Genomic DNA, 17,564 nt, shown 5'->3' with positions numbered 1-17,564 from the left:
GCCGTCGACTACTTGAGCAGGAAGGATCGGGGCCGTGACGGCCTCGCAGCTACATGAACGCTAAGCGTCTCGCCCGGGCACCGGGTTTTTGGATCGTCCTCGTCGTGGCGATCGGGTTCCTGTGGTACTCCGTCGGCACGTCGGGCGGGTTCGAGAAGGTCGATACTTCCCAAGCCATCACGCTCATCGAGAAGGGCCAGGTCAAGTCGGCCAAGGTCACCCCAGACCGAGTCGATCTCACCCTGAAGTCGGCTCAAGACGTCGGTGACGTCAAAAACACCGACACCGTGCAGGCGTTCTATGTCGACGCGCGCGGCGAGCAGATCGTCCGCGCACTCAACGAGAACGCGCCAGCCGACGGCTTCACCGACGACCCCGAGCAGCAAAACGTCTTCGTCAGCTTGTTGATGACCATGCTGCCGCTGCTCCTGCTGGTGGGTTTGTTCTGGTTCCTCATGTCGCGAATGCAGGGTGGTGGCGGCCGGGTCATGCAATTCGGCAAGTCCAAGGCCAAGCTCGCATCCAAGGACATGCCCAAAGTCACGTTCGCGGACGTGGCTGGATCAGACGAAGCCGTCGAAGAACTCCACGAGATCAAAGAATTCCTCGCCGAGCCCCGCAAGTTCCTCGAGGTGGGCGCCAAGATCCCCAAGGGCGTGCTGCTGTATGGCCCGCCCGGCACCGGTAAAACCCTGCTGGCTCGCGCGGTCGCGGGTGAGGCCGGGGTGCCGTTCTACACCATCTCCGGTTCTGACTTTGTCGAGATGTTTGTCGGCGTCGGCGCCTCGCGAGTACGCGACCTGTTCGAGCAGGCCAAGACCAATGCCCCCGCCATCATTTTCGTCGACGAGATCGACGCTGTCGGACGGCACCGTGGCGCTGGCCTCGGCGGTGGCCACGACGAGCGGGAACAGACCCTCAACCAGCTGCTGGTCGAGATGGACGGCTTCGACGTCACGACCAACGTCATCCTCATTGCCGCGACCAACCGGCCAGACATCCTGGACCCGGCGTTGCTGCGCCCGGGCCGATTCGACCGGCAGATCGCGGTCGAAGCGCCCGATATGGCCGGACGGCACCACATTCTGCAGGTGCACGCCAAGGGCAAGCCCATGAGTGATGACGTCGACCTGCTTATGGTCGCTCGGCGTACCCCGGGCTTCTCGGGAGCCGATCTGGCCAACGTCCTCAACGAAGCCGCACTGCTGACCGCGCGTACCAACGGGCGAGTGGTGGACAACGCGGCCCTGGATGAGGCCATTGACCGAGTGATGGCTGGTCCGCAGAAGCGCACCCGCGTGATGAGCGCCAAGGAGCGCAAGATCACCGCCTACCACGAGGGTGGGCATGCCCTGGTTGCTGCGGCGCTCAACTACACCGACCCGGTGAGCAAGGTGACGATCCTGCCGCGCGGGCGTGCCCTCGGCTACACGATGGTGCTTCCGGCGGATGACAAATACTCCACGACCCGCAACGAGCTACTCGACCAGTTGGCCTACGCCCTTGGCGGCCGGGTCGCCGAAGAGATCGTCTTCCACGACCCGAGCACGGGTGCGTCGAACGACATCGAGAAAGCGACCGGGATGGCCCGCAAGATGGTCACCCAGTTCGGCATGAGCGAGCGGATCGGTGCGATCAAGCTCGGACAGGCTAACTCTGAGGTGTTCCTAGGCCGCGACATGGGTCACGAGCGCGACTACTCCGAAGGCATGGCTGCTGTGGTCGACGAGGAAGTTCGTCGGTTGATCGATGCCGCCCATGATGAGGCGTGGTATGCCCTCAACGACAACCGCGACGTCCTGGACGCCCTGGTGCTGGAGCTCCTGGAGAAGGAAACGCTGAACGAGCACCAAATCGCCGAAGTTTTCCGCGAGGTGCGCAAGCGTCCGACCCGGCCGGTGTGGCTGTCTAGCGACGTCCGGACCGTCAGCGATCGGCCACCGGTCATGACTCCGCAAGAGCGGGAGGCCATGGCTCGCGGTGAGCAGCCGCCTGCCGAAGAGAAGCAGCACGTGCAGCCGCACGCGCCGGAAGCCACGATCGAGTCCCCGGACCGCGGATATGAGCCAGGAGCACATTGATCTCCCCCGCGCGAGCGCGGCTGTCAGGGAGTTGCTCATCGCGGTGGGGGAGGACCCCGACCGCGAGGGTTTGAAGGACACGCCGGACCGGGTGGCGCGCGCCTATGTGGAGGCCTTCGCGGGCCTGCGGCAGCGGCCCGAGGATGTCCTGCAGCGCACCTTTGATGTGGATCACGACGAGTTGGTTTTGGTCAAAGACATCGAGGTCTACTCGACCTGTGAGCATCACTTGGTGCCGTTTCACGGCAAGGCGCATGTGGCCTACATCCCCAACCAGGAGGGCCGGGTGACCGGTCTGTCCAAACTGGCGCGGCTGGTCGATGTGTTTGCCAAGCGTCCCCAAGTTCAGGAGCGCCTCACCGGCCAGATCGCCGACGCGATGATGCAACATCTCAGCGCGAGCGGTGCGCTGGTGGTGTTGGAATGCGAGCACCTGTGCATGTCGATGCGCGGGGTACGCAAGCCCGGGGCCCGGACCATCACGTCCGCCGTACGCGGATCGTTGCGTGACCCGACGACGCGTGCCGAGGCCATGAGCCTCGTGACCTCGGCGTAGCCCATGAGCCCCGTGACCGCGGCCTAGCCCATGAGCCTTCCCCAGCGCCCCGTCGACCGTCCGCTCGTGATGGGGGTCGTCAATGTGACCCCAGATTCATTCTCGGACGGTGGTCGCCATCTCGATGGGAGCGCGGCCGTACGCCACGGGGTGGCACTGATCGAGCAAGGCGCCGACCTCCTCGACATCGGTGGGGAGTCGACGCGTCCTGGTGCGCGTCGAGTCGATGAAGACGAAGAGTTGCGCCGGGTGCTTCCGGTCGTGACCGAACTGGCCGCGGCCGGGGCGACGGTGAGCGTGGACACCATGCGTTCCTCGGTCGCCGCGCGCGCTGTTGACCATGGTGCTGCGCTGGTGAACGACGTAAGTGGCGGGCTTGCAGATTCGGCCATGGCGCCGGTGGTGGCCAGTCTTGGGGTGCCGTTCCTGGTGATGCACTGGCGCGGGCACAGTCACGATATGCAGACCCGTGCGGTCTATTCGGACGTGGTGAGCGAGGTTTACTCCGAGCTGGCCGAGCGCGTCGAAGTTCTTGTTGGGCAGGGCATTTCGCGCGATCGCCTCGTGGTCGACCCTGGTTTGGGGTTTGCCAAGAGCCACGAACACAACTGGACGCTACTGGCGGACCTCGCGGCATTCGACGGTCTGGCGCTGCCCGTATTGGTGGGCACCTCACGCAAGGGCTTTCTCGGGCAGATCGGCGCAGGCGATGGCGAGCCGGTGCCCGCGCCAGAGCGCGACCTCGCGACGGCGGCCACGAGCGTGCTGCTGGCGCAGGCCGGGGTCTGGGGAATCCGCGTTCACGATGTGCCCTCGACGCGCGCCGCGATTGAAGTGGTGGCGGCGGTGCAGGCAGCGCGGCCATGACTGATCGCATCCACCTTGAAGGCCTCCGCGTGGTGTCCTGCCACGGGGTGCTGGAGCACGAAAAGGTCGACCCGCAGCCTTTCATCGCCGACATCACCCTAGAAGTTGACCTCACCGCTGCGGGCCTCTCTGACGACCTCAGCCGGACCGTCTCCTATGCCGATATCGCTCAGGCAGCCGAGGCCATTCTCGCCGGACCGCCAGTCGATTTAATCGAGACGCTGGTCGACCGCATCGCCACCGCCGCGTTGGCATACCTGGCTGTCGAAGCGGTAGAGGTCACCCTGCACAAGCCGCACGCACCGGCCGGTGTCACCTTTCAGGACCCGGAATCGGGCGGCCCATCGGTGACGATTCGTCGTGAGCGTGATGCGGCGTTCGTGGTGGCGCTTGGGGCCAATCTGGGGCGGCGTGAGCGAACCCTGGTGAGTGCGCTTGAGGCGATCCGGTCCGATCCGGCGATGCGGGTGCTCGCAGTGTCGGACCTGTATATGACCGACCCGGTGGGCGGACCCGACCAGCCTGACTACCTCAATGCCGTGGTGGTCGGGCGCACGCGATTGGCGCCGTGGACCATGCTGGAAAAACTGCACCTCATCGAGAACTGGTACGGCCGAACCCGCGACGTGCGCTGGGGCGCTCGAACACTCGACCTCGACCTGATCCAGTACGGCACGCCCGGTGATCCGAGCGAATTCGCTTCTGAAACAAGCGAACTCACCGTTCCACACCCGCGGGCACACGAGCGCGCATTCGTGCTGACGCCGTGGCTCGATGCCGACCCGCAGGCACACGTTCGAGTCGGTGATCGCATCACGCCCGTCGCGGACGTTCTGCAAGAGTTGGGCACAGATGGCGTACGCCCGGGGCCGGAGTGGTTACGATGACTGAGGACAGCGGACTCAAAGCCCGCACAGTGGTTTTCAGTGGCGGTATCGCGTTGGCGCTGTCCTACTTCCTGCTGCGGGTGCTGTCCGACCGCGGTGTGGCATTGCCGCGCAACTCGTGGTTCACCGTGGCGATCATCGTGTTGGTTGCGGTCGGCTTGCTGAGTTGTGCGTGGTCCATTCGGTCCTACGTCGAAGGCAAGAATCCGGAGCCACCCACCCCGCAGTTTGGTCGAGGCGTGCTGGTGGCAGCCCGCGCCTGCGCCCTCACCGGGGGTGTGGTCGCTGGTTTTTATGCGGGCGAAGCGCTGATCCGGATGCCAAACGCTGCCATTCCCAGCCAGGCCTCGGCGATGTGGCTAGCGTTGGTGCTCACCGCGGTCAGCCTCGGTCTGGCCTCGGCGGGCTTGGTCGCCCAGTCCTGGTGCCGCATCCCTCCGCAGGATGATGACGAGCAGCGTGCTTAGTCCCTGAGCCGACGGCGAGCGGCAGCCGTTAGCGCCGCGACGCCACCAACGCCGAGAATCCCTAGCGCGACCGCACCGCTATTGGTGTCGTCTCGGCTGACTCCGGTCTCGACGGGCGGGCCGCTCACGGTTGAGGTGGATGTTGTCGGGGAGTCGGACCCTGGTGAAGCCGAGGTCGCAGCCGGCTGCACCTCGATCGGGTACAGCACATTGTTGGCGCCCGCGGCGGGGGCGCAGTCAAACGCCAGATCAGTCGTGGTGCCGTCGTGCGACAGCTTGACGTTCATGGTCATGTTTTCGATCGTGAGGTCATAGGCCCCGGGCACCTCAGGGGCCTGAGGTGTGTCTGAGAACGTCAACTCGGCCGAGTAACTAAGCCCCTTGCCTTCCTCAGGGAATGGGTTGGACCCGTCGACAACGATTTTGGTGTGTCCAGTCTTGTCGCCGATTTGGTAGGTCAAGTCGTTCGATATCTCGAACTCGGTCGGGTCATATCGCTTTCGCAACTCGTCGGCCAGAGCGGGGCTCGACTTCAGGTACATTGCGGAGGAGTCGATGCTCAGGTCGCCGCCCGCGACAGGCAGAGGGTAGATCCCGAGGTCCGCCTCGACCGTCCAGGGACCGGAGAATGCGGCCTCAGAAGAGGTGCAGGTGTAGTTGACGAGATCGTCGGCTGCTGCGGATGCCGGGTAACTCCCGCCGCCGACTCCTGCTGCGAGCGTTGCCAGTCCGACTGTTGCCACTGCTGTGCGCATGATGTGTCCCCCAGGTTGCGACCAAATGGTGTGAGCCAGTTAACACTATTTATCGACGTCGCCGACGACAAAGAACGTCGAACCGAGAATGGCGACCATATCGGCGAGCAGGGTGCCGGGGAGCAATTCGCGCAGCACCGCCACATTGTTGAATGACGCGGACCGCAGTTTGAGCCGCCACGGCGTCTTCTCACCCCGGGACACCAAGTAATAGCCGTTGAAGCCCAACGGGTTTTCCGTGGCCGTGTAGCCATCCCCTTCGGGCACCTTGAGGACCTTCGGCAGACGCACATTGATCGGACCGGCTGAGAGGCCGCGCAGCGTGTCCACGCAGGCCTCAGCCAGATCGAGGCTGACGTGGACCTGCTCCAACAGCACTTCGAGCCGCGCCAGGCAGTCGCCCTCGGTGCGAGTCACGACCCGTCCCGGCCCGCCCTTGGCGAACAACTCCTCGTAGGCCAGGTAGGGCTGGTCGCGACGTAGATCAACATCGATGCCACTGGCCCGCGCGATCGGCCCGGAGACGCCGTACTCGAGGGCCAATTCTGGGGCAAGAACGCCCACCCCGCGCGTCCGCCCATGCAGGATCTCATTGCCGATCAACATGCTTTCCAGGTCAGGCAGTCGGCCGCGTACGAGGTCAATGGCCGCGGATGTCCGATCCAGCCAGCCCGCCGGGAGGTCGTCACGCAAACCGCCAACCCGGTTGAACATGTAGTGCATTCGCCCGCCGGAGATTTCTTCCATTACCGCTTGCAGGTCTTCGCGCTCGCGGAAGGCATAGAACATGGGGGTGATGGCGCCGAGTTCGAGCGGGTAGGAGCCGAGGAACATCAAGTGGTTGAGGACGCGGTTGAGTTCGGCGAGGAGGGTGCGGGTCCAGGTAGCGCGTTCGGGAACGTCCATGCCGAGCATGCGCTCGATGGTCAGCACGAGTCCGATCTCGTTGCTGAAGGCCGACAACCAGTCATGCCGATTGGCCAGCACCAGAATCTGGCGATAGTCGCGTACCTCGAAGAGTTTTTCCGCGCCGCGGTGCATGTAGCCGACGATGGGCTCAGCGCTAAGGATGCGTTCTCCGTCGAGCACAATGCGCAATCGGAGTACGCCGTGCGTCGCCGGATGCTGTGGCCCAATGTTCAGCACCATGTCGGCCGTCGCGAGGCCGCCCGCGCCCACGCCAACGGTCAGTTCCTGCGGTGCCTGGGTCATGACCGCAAGTATGCCGGTCAGACCGCCTCGTGCTCCCGACCCAGCGTCATAGCGGGCGTGTTCGGCTCATCCTCGTCGCGCTCGGCCAACCGAACCAGGATGACCCCAGAGACGATGAGCACTCCACCGAGGAGTTGAACGGCGCGCGGGATCTCACCGAGGGCGATCCAGGCAAAGAGCACCGCGAAGAGCACCTCGGCCAGCGCCACGAAGGACGCAACCCGCGATCCGAGGATTCGGGCCGAGATCAGACCGGTGCTGTAGGCGAGCGCCGCGGCGACCAGCCCGAGTCCGATCAGCGGCACCACGATGCTGACGCTCGAATCCATCAGCACGACATCGTCAGCGGAAACTTCAAACGGGATGACGCCGGTCAGCGCGACGACCACGAGCGACGCTAGCCCCGCGAGGAGTCCGAATCCGGTGAGCGCCATGGGAGGTAGCCCGTCTTCTCGGGTGCTGGCCGCGACGAGGAAGTACGTTGCCGAGCACACCGAGGCGCCGAGTGCGAAGATCACACCAAGTAGGTCGAGTTGAACGCCACCGAAAATCTCCAGCACGAGGGCCAGGCCGATCATGGCGGTCACGGTGCCGGCGGCTGTCATCGCCGACGGGGCCCGTTTGGAGGTGGCCCACGCCAACAACACCAGCAGCACCGGGGAGAGGTACTCGAGCATGAGCGCCACGCCGACTGAAAGGCGTTCAATCGCCAGGAAATAGAGCAGTTGGATCCCGGCGACGCCGGCGAGTCCGTAGAGCGCCACGGTGCCGGTGTTTCGACGGAGCAGATGCCAGCGGCCATTCATGGCAATCATCGCGGGGATCGCGAGGACGATCGCGGCGATGCCAATGCGTGCGGTGACCGCCGCGAGGGGCGACCAGCCGCCGGTGAAGAGGGCCTTGGCGAAGGCTCCTGAGGTTCCGAACGCCGCGGCGGACACGATCGCCAACGGCAAACCCAGCCGAGCTCGATCGTGTAAGGAGTTAAACTGCATCACGATCCTGACAGTATGAGTCCGACGGCTAAGGAGTCAAATTGCTTTTTACTCATGACACCGAAGTGGCGTTGGCGAGCGCTGTCGGACTGCTCAACACCCACCCCGACTGGTCCGGTGATGGCGAGTCGCTGCCCGATGTCGCGGCGCTGGATGCGTTCTACGCCGAGTGGGGCTGGACCGGGCGACACGATCGGGATGAGGCCGAGTTGCGTGGTGTGCACGAGTTGCGTACCCGCCTCGTTCGGCTCTGGGAGTTGGATGAGGTTGAACTGGTGAGCGAGACCAATGCGATGCTCTCGGAGGCCCAGGCCGTCCCGCAGTTGGTACGCCATGACGAGTGGGATTGGCATCTGCACGCCACGACCCACGATGCGCCACTGGCCACGCGCATGGCGGTGGAGGTCGCGATGGCGCTTGTTGATGTCGTCCGCGCCGGTGAGCTTCAGCGGCTGAGTCGTTGTGCGGCTGAAGATTGCGAGGCCGCGCTAGTTGACCTGTCCAAGAACCGATCCCGGCGATATTGCGACGGCGGATGTGGCAATCGAGCCAATGTGGCGGCGTACCGGGCTCGACAGTCGGCACAATGACGGAGCCACATGCAGGGGCGTTGCGTCAGAACGCATGAGGCCATGAGCGAGTAGACGGGTAGAGATGTGAGTTCGGGTAACTGGGGTCCCCCAGATGAGTGGCGAGACAACGAGTTCGGTCATGGGCAAGAGCGCTACTACGGCCGCCAACCGCAGCCGCAGTCCCCACCGCCGATGCAGCAGCCCGACCGGGCGCCGGGACCGACGAAATCCGGTGGGGGCAACGGTCGACAGGTGGCGTTGATCGGTGTCGGTTGCCTCGTGGCCGTCGGCCTCGTCGTCGGAGTGGTTGTCGCCGTGCAGATGCTCGGCGGGGACGAGGAGACGCAGACCGTGGCGACGAGCCAGTCACCCTCGAGTGGACCGTCCTCGTCATCAAGCTCGAGCCCGCCGACCGAGGACCCCGCGGCGCCGCAGACCAATCGTGGCACTGATCAGGACAACGCGATGTTCGACGTTCCGCCCGCGGGGAGTTACAAGGCGGCACACGACAAGGTGATGCCGATCTGGGACATGCCGTCAGATCCTCGCGATCTAGCCGGGATCCTTCCCAAAGGTGGATCGCCGGTGTTGGGTCACGGTCCGACGGAATATCGCCCGGACTACTGCGCCGCGCTCAAGCAGGGGGATCTGGGCACGATGGTGTGGGCGAACCGACACGCAGAGGAGCCGCTCGGCGCAGCAAGCGGCGAGTTCCGCAGATGGATCGACGCGCTGGGGACGACGAATGACGGTAAGAAGGAAAAGATCAAGGAAAACCCACCCAAGAGCGTGGTCCTGACGGGTCACAAGGTTCCTGCTGTTCAGGTCACGGGGACCGTCGCTCACACAGACTCCGATGCGAAGAGCTGCAATGCGACTGGCACGGAACTCGTGGTGACAGCCTTCGAGACGGGCAAGGGCACCGCGACGATGGTGGCCTACCGACGGACTGGTCACCCGGACTCCATTCCGGATCGTCAGTGGAACGCCATCCTCAACTCCCTCCGGCCGGCGTCCTAATGGCCAGTGCACGGGTGGATCGGTGGAGCAGAAGGGTCATGATGTGAGTTCGGGCAACTGGGGTCCCCCAGAAGAGTGGCGAGACAACGAGTTCGGCCATGGCCAGGAGCGCTACTACGGCACTCCTGGCCATGGCCAGGAGCGCTACTACGGCACTCCCCAGCCGCAGCCTGATCCCTCGCCTGCCTCGCCCCCGACACACCGCGAGCCGGATAGTGGGGGTGGCGGGGGCAAAGGTGTGGCCATCGGTGTGGCGGTCGTGGCGGCCTTGGCGATCGCTGGAGGCGGGGCGTACTGGGTGAGTCAGGCGGGAAGCGACGAGTCGGAGACACAGACAGTGACGACGGCGACCCCGACGGCGGCCAGTACGAGTTCGACGTCAGCGGGCCCGGGAGCGTCCACCACAACATCGGCCTACACGCCGATCACCCAAGGATGGCGGGTCGGGGCGATAGAAGACTCACCGTTGATGTTCGACGTGCCGCCAGAGTCCGAAACGTTTCAGAACATGCACGGTCAGAGCGCGCCAACCTGGAGTTTCGAGGATGGCCGGTACGGATATCCAGACCCGAGGAACCCGCTCGCCGGTGCGTTCGTGGATGGTCCCGCCGTCTTTCGCATCAAACACTGCGAGGCGAAGCCAAACACCTCACTGGGGTTCATCGGGTTCATCAAGTCGACCTCCGGCTCCGACCCGCTGTCGGCGGCGAGCTCCGTCTCGAGCCAATTCCTCGAGACCATGTCGCTGAAGAGCGATGGCAAGTCCCGGGTGAAGTACAAGGAGGGTGTCGCGAAAGATGTGAAGGTCAACAACGGCAAGACCAATGCGGTCCAGATCCGCACGTCCGTGCCGTGGTCGCTCGATGAAGATTTCTGTGAGAAGCGAGAGCGCGACCTTGTCGTCACCACGGTGCCGACGTCCAGTGGGTCAGCCACTGTCGTCGCGTCACGGTTGAAGTCGGCGAAGGGCGGTCTGGACGAGAAGACCTTCGAGAAGATCCTCGACAGCATTCGCCTGAAGCCATCGTCCTAAGTCAGGTTTTTCGCAGTACCCACCAGAAGTCGCCGAGCCCGGGGCTGGCGCTGGCATGTTGTGCCGCCTGGCGGTGGGCGAGCGCGGCGAGATAGGACGGCGGGTCGGTGCGCGCCAAGTCGTGGTCTGGCCGCGGAGGAATGACGCCGAGCTCGTGCAGCACATCGTGCTGGGAAACCCGTCGAGCAGCCACCAGGGTGTCGACAGCCACGTGCGCGGTGATGTCGCGCGAACCGTCAGGTAGGGGCATGGCCTCGCGCCCGCTGACGAATGCGGTGAGGCTGCCATAGAGCGGTCGGGCGGATATTTCGTGCCCGTAGTCGACCGCGACGACGAGTGAGCCCGGTGAGCGCTCGCAGAGGGCTTCCCAGGCGATCTCTCGAGGCCTACCGATTTCGGCCCGAGCGCCGAACTCCGTGAGGGGCCAATGGTCTTCGCACCATCCGAGGTCCTCCTGAGACGGGGAGCCGCCCAGACGTTCATCTCCGTCCGAATCGACCTCCACGAGACGAGGACCGTCCGTGCCCAATTCCACAACGGGTACCGGAATCACATCCAGCCATTCGTGGGCGAAGACCAACGAGTCAGTGAACGGTCCGTCAGGCAGTCCTGAACCGCCCGGTGACTCCAGCCACTCGATGGAGTCGGGCAGATAGACCGGTCGGGGAACCACATCGCACCCTTGCAGGCGGATGTCGGGATCGAGTGTCCGCAGAGTCGTCAGGAGTTCTCCGCGGCCAGACCCGATCTCGACGAATGAGCCAAGCTCGTGCCTGGCCATGAGCGCCAAGACCGCCTGTGCCAGAACCCTGCCGACCCCGGGGATGCCTTGAGCCGACGTCGCGAAGTGTCCGGCAGGTCCCTCGTGGCGGCGGTAGAAGCCATTGGGTCCATACAACGCGTCGTGCCAGGCAGATTCCCATGGACGCCATGTCATCCGATCAGGGTAGGGCGCTAGCGTGCCTCGCAGTCGGATGGTGTGAAGGAGTCCCACATGGACGAAGGAGCTCGCCCCACGTTGCGCGTTGGGGTGGTGGGGTGCGGACGGGTTGGCGCCGTCCTCGGCGCAGGGCTGCGTGACGCGGGGCACCTGGTGGTCGCGGTTTCCGCGGTCAGCGATGCGTCCGTGCAGCGCGCAGAAGGACTCCTTCCAGGAGTTCCGATCGTTTCGCCCGATGAGGTGGTCCGGCGCGCGGATCTCATTCTGGTCACCATTCCGGATGACCAGATCGCCTCTGTCATCAGGGGATTCGCCACTCTCGGACTGTTCGACGAGCCCAAGATCGTGGCCCATGTCGCCGGTGCGTTGGGCCTTGAGCCGCTTGCCCCGGTCACGGAGCGCGGCGGGTTGGTCTTCGCCTTGCACCCGGCCATGACCTTCAGTGGTGAGGCCAAAGACATTGATCGATTGGTCGGAACTCCTTGTGCTGTCACTGGATTGGCAGAAGGTCTAGCTGTTGGACAGTCGATCGTGATGGATCTGGGAGGAGAACCGTTCGCCCTCCCACCGGGGGACCGGGTGACCTATCACGCGGCGCTGACTCATGCCGCCAATCACACGATCACCCTGGTAACACAGGCGATGCAGATTCTCCGCACCGTGGGAGTCGACGACCCGGAGCGGGTCTTGCGGCCCCTGATGGAGGCGAGCCTCGATAACGTGCTTCAGCGTGGTGATCGAGCCTTGACCGGCCCCGTCTCGCGGGGTGACGTGGGCACCGTGGTGGGCCATCTTGAGGCATTGGAGCGCGATGCTCCGCAGGTGGCGGAGGCGTACCGCACGATGGCGCGCGCGACAGCTGAGCGCGCGATCGCCGGACGACGGGTGCCGCACGAACATGTCGGTGCCCTGCGAGAGGCCCTGCGAGACCGGACGCCGTGACTGCCTGGTCCATGTCGGATTTCGGCTAGTTCTTTTGCCGTTGGGCCGGGACACTGAAGTCATGCACTTCACCACCGAGGCCCAGGTTCGGGCCGTGCGATCCCGTGACCAACGTTTTGACGGATGGTTTTTCACGGGAGTGAAGTCGACCGGAATTTACTGTCGGCCGAGCTGCCCGGCGATGACTCCCCGCGAGACCAACATGGTGTTCTATCCCAGCGCTGCGGCCGCGCAAGCCGGTGGGTATCGCGCCTGCCGTCGATGCCGCCCCGACACCACACCGGGCTCGCCGGAATGGAACGTCCGTGCCGATGTTGTGGCGCGTGCGATGCGCCTGATCGCCGACGGTGTGGTGGACCGCGACGGAGTCGAAGGATTGGCCCAGCGGTTGGGATACAGCGTGCGCCAGATCGAGCGCCAGGTCCGTGGCGAACTAGGCGCGGGTCCGTTGGCGTTGGCGCGCAGCCAACGCGCGCAGGCCGCGCGGGTGCTGATCGACACCACCGACTTGACGATGGCCGAGGTGGCGTTTGCTGCCGGCTTCGGCAGCATCCGGGCGTTCAATCAGACGCTTCAGGACGTGTACGCGTGCTCGCCTCGAGAACTTCGCGCGCGGCGCCGGCGTGGTGCCGGGGTGCAATCCGATGGTGCCTGGCACCACGTGTCGGTGCGACTCGCGTTCCGGCCGCCCTTCTTTCCGGACAACCTGTTTGGCCACCTGGCAGCGACCGCCGTTCCTGGTGTGGAGGAATGGCGAGGCGGTGCATACCGACGAGCCCTGCGGTTGGCCCACGGGCCCGCCGTGGTGGCACTGACGCCGCACGATGATCACGTGGCTGCTCGGTTCTGGCTCGCGGACCTACGCGATTTGAGTGGCGCCGTCAGCCGATGCCGCTGGTTGCTGGACCTGGACGCGGACCCCGAAGCCATCGACGAAACGCTCGCGAGGGACCCGTCCTTGCGACCGCTCGTTCGCGCCGCCCCGGGACGTCGGGTGCCGCGTTCGGCCGACGCGGCAGAGATGGCGCTACGCATTGTCCTGGGCCAGCAAGTGTCGACGCGCGCCGCACAAACTCTGGCCGCCCGCGTCGTGGCGTCACATGGCACCTCTCTTGTCGAGCCGGTGGGCGGCATCACGCATACTTTCCCGGCTCCGGACATCGTCGCCCAGATCGACCCGAGAGATTTGGCGATGCCCAAACAGCGACGGCAGGCCGTCCTTCACCTCGCGGCCGAGTTGGCCGATGGCGTGGACGTGTCGCCAGCGTGCGATCCGGAACAGACCCGGGCCAGCCTGAATGCGATGCCCGGAATCGGTCCCTGGACAGTCGAGTCAATCGCGATGCGAGGGTGGGGCGACCCCGACGCCTTTCCGTCCACCGATCTGGGAGTTCGCGCTGGCCTTGTCGCCATCAATGCGCCGTTGCGAGGCGACGTTCTGGACCGAATATCTCGAGCGTGGAGTCCGTGGCGGGCCTATGCCACACAACACCTCTGGGCTACCAGCGACCATGAAATAAACCACATTCCTCAGGAGGCCACCGCATGAAACCCTCGACGATTCGACACCTGCTCCTGGAGGACACTCCGGTAGGTCAGGTACTGGTTGTCGCCAACGGAAATGCCGTTTCGGGTGTCTACCTGCGAGCTGGCAAGCACTATCCCGACATGTCAGAGGTCGGGCCGAATGCGCCATTCGATGACCTGCTCGTCGCGGCAGGCAGAGAACTTGCCGAGTATTTTGTGGGTGAGCGTTCTGAATTTGGTGTTCCAACGAAGGCGCAGGGCACAGAGTTCCAGCAGATCGTATGGAATGCTTTGCGTGATATTCCGTACGGAGACACCTGGAGTTACGGGGACCTCGCCGCCGCTATCGGTCGGCCCAGCGCGAGCCGGGCGGTCGGCCTAGCGAACGGCAAGAATCCGATCTCGATCATCGTTCCCTGCCATCGCGTCATCGGCGCCAGCGGAAATCTGACCGGCTATGGCGGGGGTATTGAGAATAAGAAGGTCCTCCTGGAGTTGGAACGCTCACGGCTAGGCAGCACGCTGTTCTAGGGCGAGCAGCAGGCTCGAGGGGGCCCGGGATATCCTCGGTTGTCAGCCCGAATCGTGCGAGAGGCGCAACGTTGTCAGAGTTGTGGAAGTACATCGCAGCCCTGTTGCCCACAGTCGGCCTGCTCTACCTCTTCTACGTCGTGATGAAGCACATCCTTGAAGCCGATCGTCGGGAACGTTCGGCGGTCCGGGAGTGGGAAAGCGCGCAGGAATCTTCCACAACACGCCCGCCAGATAACACCACCGACTAGCGACGTTCCGCCCGAAGGCGTACGGTTTGTTGTTAACACGTACTTAGCCCAGATCTACGTACCGTGCCTAGCAACTAGAACACTCTGAGGAGAGTAATTATGGCTCAGAAAGTCATCGTTCAGCTTTTGGACGACGTGGATGGCCAGACCGCTGATGAGACCGTGACCTTTGGGCTGGACGGTGTGACCTACGAGATTGATTTGAGCGCCGCAAATGCGGCAAAGCTGCGCGATGAACTGGCCACCTGGGTCGGCCACGGCCGTCGCGTGGGTGGTCGTCGCGCTACCGGTGGGCGAACCCCCGTCCGGGCATCGCGTTCGGATCTTGGCGCCATTCGCGAGTGGGGCCGCTCCAACGGCTATCAGGTCAGCGACCGCGGCCGGGTGTCGCAAGAGCTCCAGGACGCCTACGACAAGGCCAACGGCTGAACACCCTTCAGGACCTTTGTACGAAAGCCAGCCGCACCAGCGGCTGGCTTTCGTGCGTTGTGGGGCGCGAATCTCCTGACCTGAGATGTGCTGAGGTGCTGAACAGCCAGGACGCTGGAGGCGACCCCACGCGGGAGTGGCGTCAGGAGTGTGCCAGAGATTTGGCACGGCAATACGCCATACCGCCGCCGCAGCAGGTGGCTGCGGTCTTTGTGTTGCAGTGGTACCTCGGGGCGGTCGCGAGGGCGAGTGCCCATCTCACTGTCGCTTCAGTCGGTCTCCAGTTGGACCTGGCGCCCGAGAACATGGCAATCCGACGATCGGCAGTGGGCGGCTACCCGGTGGCGGTCGAACTGTCTGCGGAGACCGCATGGGAGTCTGCGCCATCTAGCGAGGACAGGTGGCTGCGCGCCACGTCTGAATTCCACGCGCACGCACAGCATTTCGTCGCGGGCTATCGACCCGAGGTCAAACTTGGAAGCGCGCTGCGGGCCGGATCGATCCGGGACTCCTGGGACTCAGCCCGCGCGTCCGCCGATCCCGATTGGCCACTGTCGACCCGACGTACGTCGTGCTGTTTCATCTACCCGCTCCCTGGTGTCATCGAATGCGCACGCTGCCCGCGTCGGACCCTGTCAGGTCAGCCCAGGCCCTTCTGAAACAGGTCGCCGTGGTCGGTGAGACGTTCGAGGACCTCGTCGATCTCCAAGTGCTGCAACGCATCTGCGTCGTGTGCGCCGTGCTCGACCTCGTCCCATGTACGCGGCGTCGCCACGGTCGGCCGATCGCGGCCGCGCAGGCTATATGGCGCGATGGTGGTCTTTGCTGCCACGTTCTGTGACCAATCCAAGAAGACCTTGCCTGCGCGAAGAGACTTGGTCATGCGGGAAACCACCAGTGTTGGCTCGGACTGTTGAAGCTTCTCGGCGAGCGCCTTGGCCAGGTCGCTTGCCTGCTGGCTGGTCAAGGTGCTGTCCAAGGGTGCGTAGACCTGCATGCCCTTGCTGCCCGAGGTGACCGGCACCGTGGGCAGACCCGCTGCGGTGAGTTCGTCCCGGACCAGGAGGGCGACCTGAGCACACTCATGCAGGCCGGCCGGGGCTCCTGGGTCCAGGTCAATCACCAGGCGGTCGGGGGCTGTTGGTATGCCGCTCTCCCCGACTTTCCATTGCGGCACATGGAGTTCCAGGGAGGCAAGGTTGGCAAAGTAGGTCAGATCAGCGACGCCGGAAATCAGCGGATAGGTCACCGAACCGCGAGTGCTCCGCGAACCATGTCCCTCGATCGTGACCCGATCGATCCAGCGTGGAACCCCGCCGGGGAGGTTCTTCTCGAAGAACGACATGTCGCCGGTGCCGTGCGGCCACCGCACCCGGGTGACAGGCCGTCCGGCCAGAACGGGGAGCAGGACTGAGGCGACCTGGGCGTAGTAGTTGAGGACTTCGCCCTTAGTGGTGTCGGTCTTGGGAAACATCACTTTGTCGAGGTTTCCGACCTTGAGGCGATGGCCACCGACCTCGACAAGGAGTTGCTCGGGTGTTTCAGGCATCGGCTCTCCGAGGAAGGAGGTCTTCGGGAGTGAGGTCAGGGCGGATACCCTTCCAGCTTGGCTGGCGCAGACGCCCATCGTCTGTCACGGCATGGAACTCCACATCGATGACGATCTCAGGCGAAACCCATTGTGTGCCCTGGCGATCCGCGGTCGGAATGTCATCGGCGAAGGGAACCTTCTCGGTCCTCAGTTCGCGGAGTCGGGGGAGTAGGTTCGCGCCAGCTCGCCCCGCGAGCCCGCTTCCGATCCGGCCCCGGAATGCGAGCCCTCCAGGACCAGGCGTTCCAATCAGTATGGCGCCCAACCGATCCCGCGTATCAACCTCGTAGCGCCAACCGCCGATGACATAGGACTCGGTATTGCGGTGCACGACCTTGCGCCAATCGTCGCTGCGTCGGCCAGGAAGGTACGTCGAGTCCCACCTCTTGGAGACGATGCCTTCGATCCCTTGCTCCGCCGTGGCAGTGACAAGGTCGGCGCCATTGTCGAATGCCGGCGGCACCTGGACCCAGGCGCTGCCCAGCCCCGCGCCCTCAAGCAACTGACGGCGTTGTCGCAGCGGGCGGGAGGTGACGTCGGTGCCCGCCGCGCGCAGCACGTCGAAGGCCATCAAGGTGACCGGCGCCTGGGCGGCGAGCTGGTCGGCGACCCGGGCGCTGGTGACGTTGAAGCGCTCGGCCAAGGCGGCAAACGAAGGGCGTCCGCCGCGCATGACGACGATCTCGCCGTCAAGGAGTAGGTCGTCGAAGGCGCTCAGGCCGGAGGCGTCGGCCACGAGTTCGGGGAAGGCGACCGTGACATCTCGCTCGGTGCGGGAGGAGAGACGTACACGTCCCGCGCGTACGTCGACAAGGGCGCGCATACCGTCCCACTTGACCTCATGGCACCAACCCGTGCCGAGCGGCACGATCGGGCCTGGGGTGGCGAGCATGGGGCGCATGGGTTCA

The 17,564-nt window shown here is 64.6% G+C and carries 20 protein-coding genes; 14 read left to right on the top strand and 6 right to left on the bottom strand.

Annotated elements, in window-relative coordinates; translation table 11 throughout:
• The first annotated feature begins 53 nt into the window (after positions 1-53).
• The 5 genes from ftsH to F562_RS20230 are packed head-to-tail and all read left to right on the top strand — an operon-like array spanning position 54 to position 4,858.
• Positions 54-2,081: an ATP-dependent zinc metalloprotease FtsH gene (gene ftsH / locus F562_RS0111740; RefSeq protein ID WP_018157161.1), complete on the top strand. Its 2,028-nt coding sequence runs from the start codon at positions 54-56 to the stop codon at positions 2,079-2,081.
• On the top strand, positions 2,062-2,637 hold the full coding sequence (gene folE / locus F562_RS0111735) for a GTP cyclohydrolase I FolE (protein ID WP_018157160.1): 576 nt from the start codon (positions 2,062-2,064) through the stop codon (positions 2,635-2,637). The genes ftsH and folE overlap by 20 nt, the downstream gene beginning before the upstream one ends.
• A 30-nt stretch (positions 2,638-2,667) precedes the next feature.
• The gene (gene folP / locus F562_RS0111725; protein ID WP_018157159.1) at positions 2,668-3,504 is read left to right on the top strand and encodes a dihydropteroate synthase; all 837 of its coding nucleotides are present in this window, start codon (positions 2,668-2,670) and stop codon (positions 3,502-3,504) included.
• Positions 3,501-4,391 (top strand): 2-amino-4-hydroxy-6-hydroxymethyldihydropteridine diphosphokinase, encoded by an 891-nt coding sequence (gene folK, locus F562_RS0111720; protein ID WP_018157158.1) that lies wholly within the window; start codon positions 3,501-3,503, stop codon positions 4,389-4,391. Before folP ends, folK begins: the two co-directional genes overlap by 4 nt.
• Positions 4,388-4,858 (top strand): DUF3180 domain-containing protein, encoded by a 471-nt coding sequence (locus F562_RS20230; protein ID WP_018157157.1) that lies wholly within the window; start codon positions 4,388-4,390, stop codon positions 4,856-4,858. The genes folK and F562_RS20230 overlap by 4 nt, the downstream gene beginning before the upstream one ends.
• Here the strand turns inward: F562_RS20230 and F562_RS0111710 are convergent.
• From F562_RS0111710 to F562_RS0111700, 3 genes are read right to left on the bottom strand one after another with little or no spacing between them, the layout of a single operon-like run.
• Positions 4,855-5,613 (bottom strand): hypothetical protein, encoded by a 759-nt coding sequence (locus F562_RS0111710; protein WP_018157156.1) that lies wholly within the window; start codon positions 5,611-5,613, stop codon positions 4,855-4,857. The genes F562_RS20230 and F562_RS0111710 overlap by 4 nt on opposite strands.
• 45 nt (positions 5,614-5,658) lie before the next feature.
• On the bottom strand, positions 5,659-6,825 hold the full coding sequence (locus F562_RS0111705) for an NADH-quinone oxidoreductase subunit D (RefSeq protein ID WP_018157155.1): 1,167 nt from the start codon (positions 6,823-6,825) through the stop codon (positions 5,659-5,661).
• Positions 6,826-6,842: 17 nt separating this feature from the next.
• Positions 6,843-7,820, bottom strand: coding sequence for an EamA family transporter (locus F562_RS0111700; protein WP_018157154.1), 978 nt, complete (start codon positions 7,818-7,820; stop codon positions 6,843-6,845).
• Between the two features lie 41 nt (positions 7,821-7,861).
• Here F562_RS0111700 and F562_RS0111695 point away from each other — a divergent pair, with 41 nt between their 5' ends.
• From F562_RS0111695 to F562_RS0111685, 3 genes are all read left to right on the top strand, one after another.
• The gene (locus tag F562_RS0111695) at positions 7,862-8,410 is read left to right on the top strand and encodes a CGNR zinc finger domain-containing protein (protein WP_026181222.1); all 549 of its coding nucleotides are present in this window, start codon (positions 7,862-7,864) and stop codon (positions 8,408-8,410) included.
• Between the two features lie 66 nt (positions 8,411-8,476).
• Entirely contained in the window at positions 8,477-9,412 is a 936-nt protein-coding gene (locus F562_RS0111690; RefSeq protein ID WP_018157152.1) for a DUF8017 domain-containing protein, read from the top strand.
• A 43-nt stretch (positions 9,413-9,455) separates the two neighbouring features.
• Positions 9,456-10,445, top strand: a complete 990-nt coding sequence (locus tag F562_RS0111685) for a DUF8017 domain-containing protein (RefSeq protein WP_156822634.1) — start codon at positions 9,456-9,458, stop codon at positions 10,443-10,445.
• 1 nt (position 10,446) lies between these two features.
• On the opposite strand, the gene F562_RS0111680 is transcribed toward F562_RS0111685, so the two are convergent.
• A complete protein-coding gene (locus F562_RS0111680) occupies positions 10,447-11,382 on the bottom strand; it encodes an SAM-dependent methyltransferase (RefSeq protein ID WP_040385836.1) in 936 nt (311 codons plus the stop codon).
• 57 nt (positions 11,383-11,439) lie between these two features.
• Here F562_RS0111680 and F562_RS0111675 point away from each other — a divergent pair, with 57 nt between their 5' ends.
• The 6 genes from F562_RS0111675 (at position 11,440) to F562_RS0111655 (ending at position 15,724) form a co-directional block, all read left to right on the top strand.
• Positions 11,440-12,327 carry a Rossmann-like and DUF2520 domain-containing protein gene (locus F562_RS0111675; protein ID WP_018157149.1) on the top strand — a complete coding sequence of 296 codons (888 nt, stop codon included), beginning with the start codon at positions 11,440-11,442 and terminating at the stop codon, positions 12,325-12,327.
• A 61-nt stretch (positions 12,328-12,388) separates the two neighbouring features.
• Entirely contained in the window at positions 12,389-13,876 is a 1,488-nt protein-coding gene (locus tag F562_RS0111670) for an AlkA N-terminal domain-containing protein (RefSeq protein WP_018157148.1), read from the top strand.
• Positions 13,873-14,385, top strand: coding sequence for a methylated-DNA--[protein]-cysteine S-methyltransferase (locus tag F562_RS21300; RefSeq protein WP_018157147.1), 513 nt, complete (start codon positions 13,873-13,875; stop codon positions 14,383-14,385). The genes F562_RS0111670 and F562_RS21300 overlap by 4 nt, the downstream gene beginning before the upstream one ends.
• Before the next feature lie 71 nt (positions 14,386-14,456).
• Entirely contained in the window at positions 14,457-14,636 is a 180-nt protein-coding gene (locus F562_RS18950; RefSeq protein WP_018157146.1) for a hypothetical protein, read from the top strand.
• Positions 14,637-14,735: 99 nt separating this feature from the next.
• Positions 14,736-15,065 carry a histone-like nucleoid-structuring protein Lsr2 gene (locus tag F562_RS0111660; RefSeq protein ID WP_018157145.1) on the top strand — a complete coding sequence of 110 codons (330 nt, stop codon included), beginning with the start codon at positions 14,736-14,738 and terminating at the stop codon, positions 15,063-15,065.
• 95 nt (positions 15,066-15,160) lie between these two features.
• Positions 15,161-15,724 carry a (2Fe-2S)-binding protein gene (locus F562_RS0111655; RefSeq protein WP_018157144.1) on the top strand — a complete coding sequence of 188 codons (564 nt, stop codon included), beginning with the start codon at positions 15,161-15,163 and terminating at the stop codon, positions 15,722-15,724.
• Here F562_RS0111655 and ligD (F562_RS0111650) read toward each other — a convergent pair.
• The gene (gene ligD, locus F562_RS0111650) at positions 15,706-16,614 is read right to left on the bottom strand and encodes a non-homologous end-joining DNA ligase (RefSeq protein WP_018157143.1); all 909 of its coding nucleotides are present in this window, start codon (positions 16,612-16,614) and stop codon (positions 15,706-15,708) included. The two genes, F562_RS0111655 and ligD (F562_RS0111650), sit on opposite strands and share 19 nt — an antisense overlap.
• Positions 16,607-17,557 carry a non-homologous end-joining DNA ligase gene (ligD, locus tag F562_RS0111645; protein WP_026181218.1) on the bottom strand — a complete coding sequence of 317 codons (951 nt, stop codon included), beginning with the start codon at positions 17,555-17,557 and terminating at the stop codon, positions 16,607-16,609. The genes ligD (F562_RS0111650) and ligD (F562_RS0111645) overlap by 8 nt, the downstream gene beginning before the upstream one ends.
• Positions 17,558-17,564: the final 7 nt, after the last annotated feature.

The organism is Demetria terragena DSM 11295 (assembly GCF_000376825.1).
In the GTDB taxonomy this organism is placed as follows: domain Bacteria; phylum Actinomycetota; class Actinomycetes; order Actinomycetales; family Dermatophilaceae; genus Demetria; species Demetria terragena.
The sequence above is the reverse complement of the archived record's forward strand: the minus strand, read 5'-3'. Positions and strand labels throughout refer to the sequence as shown.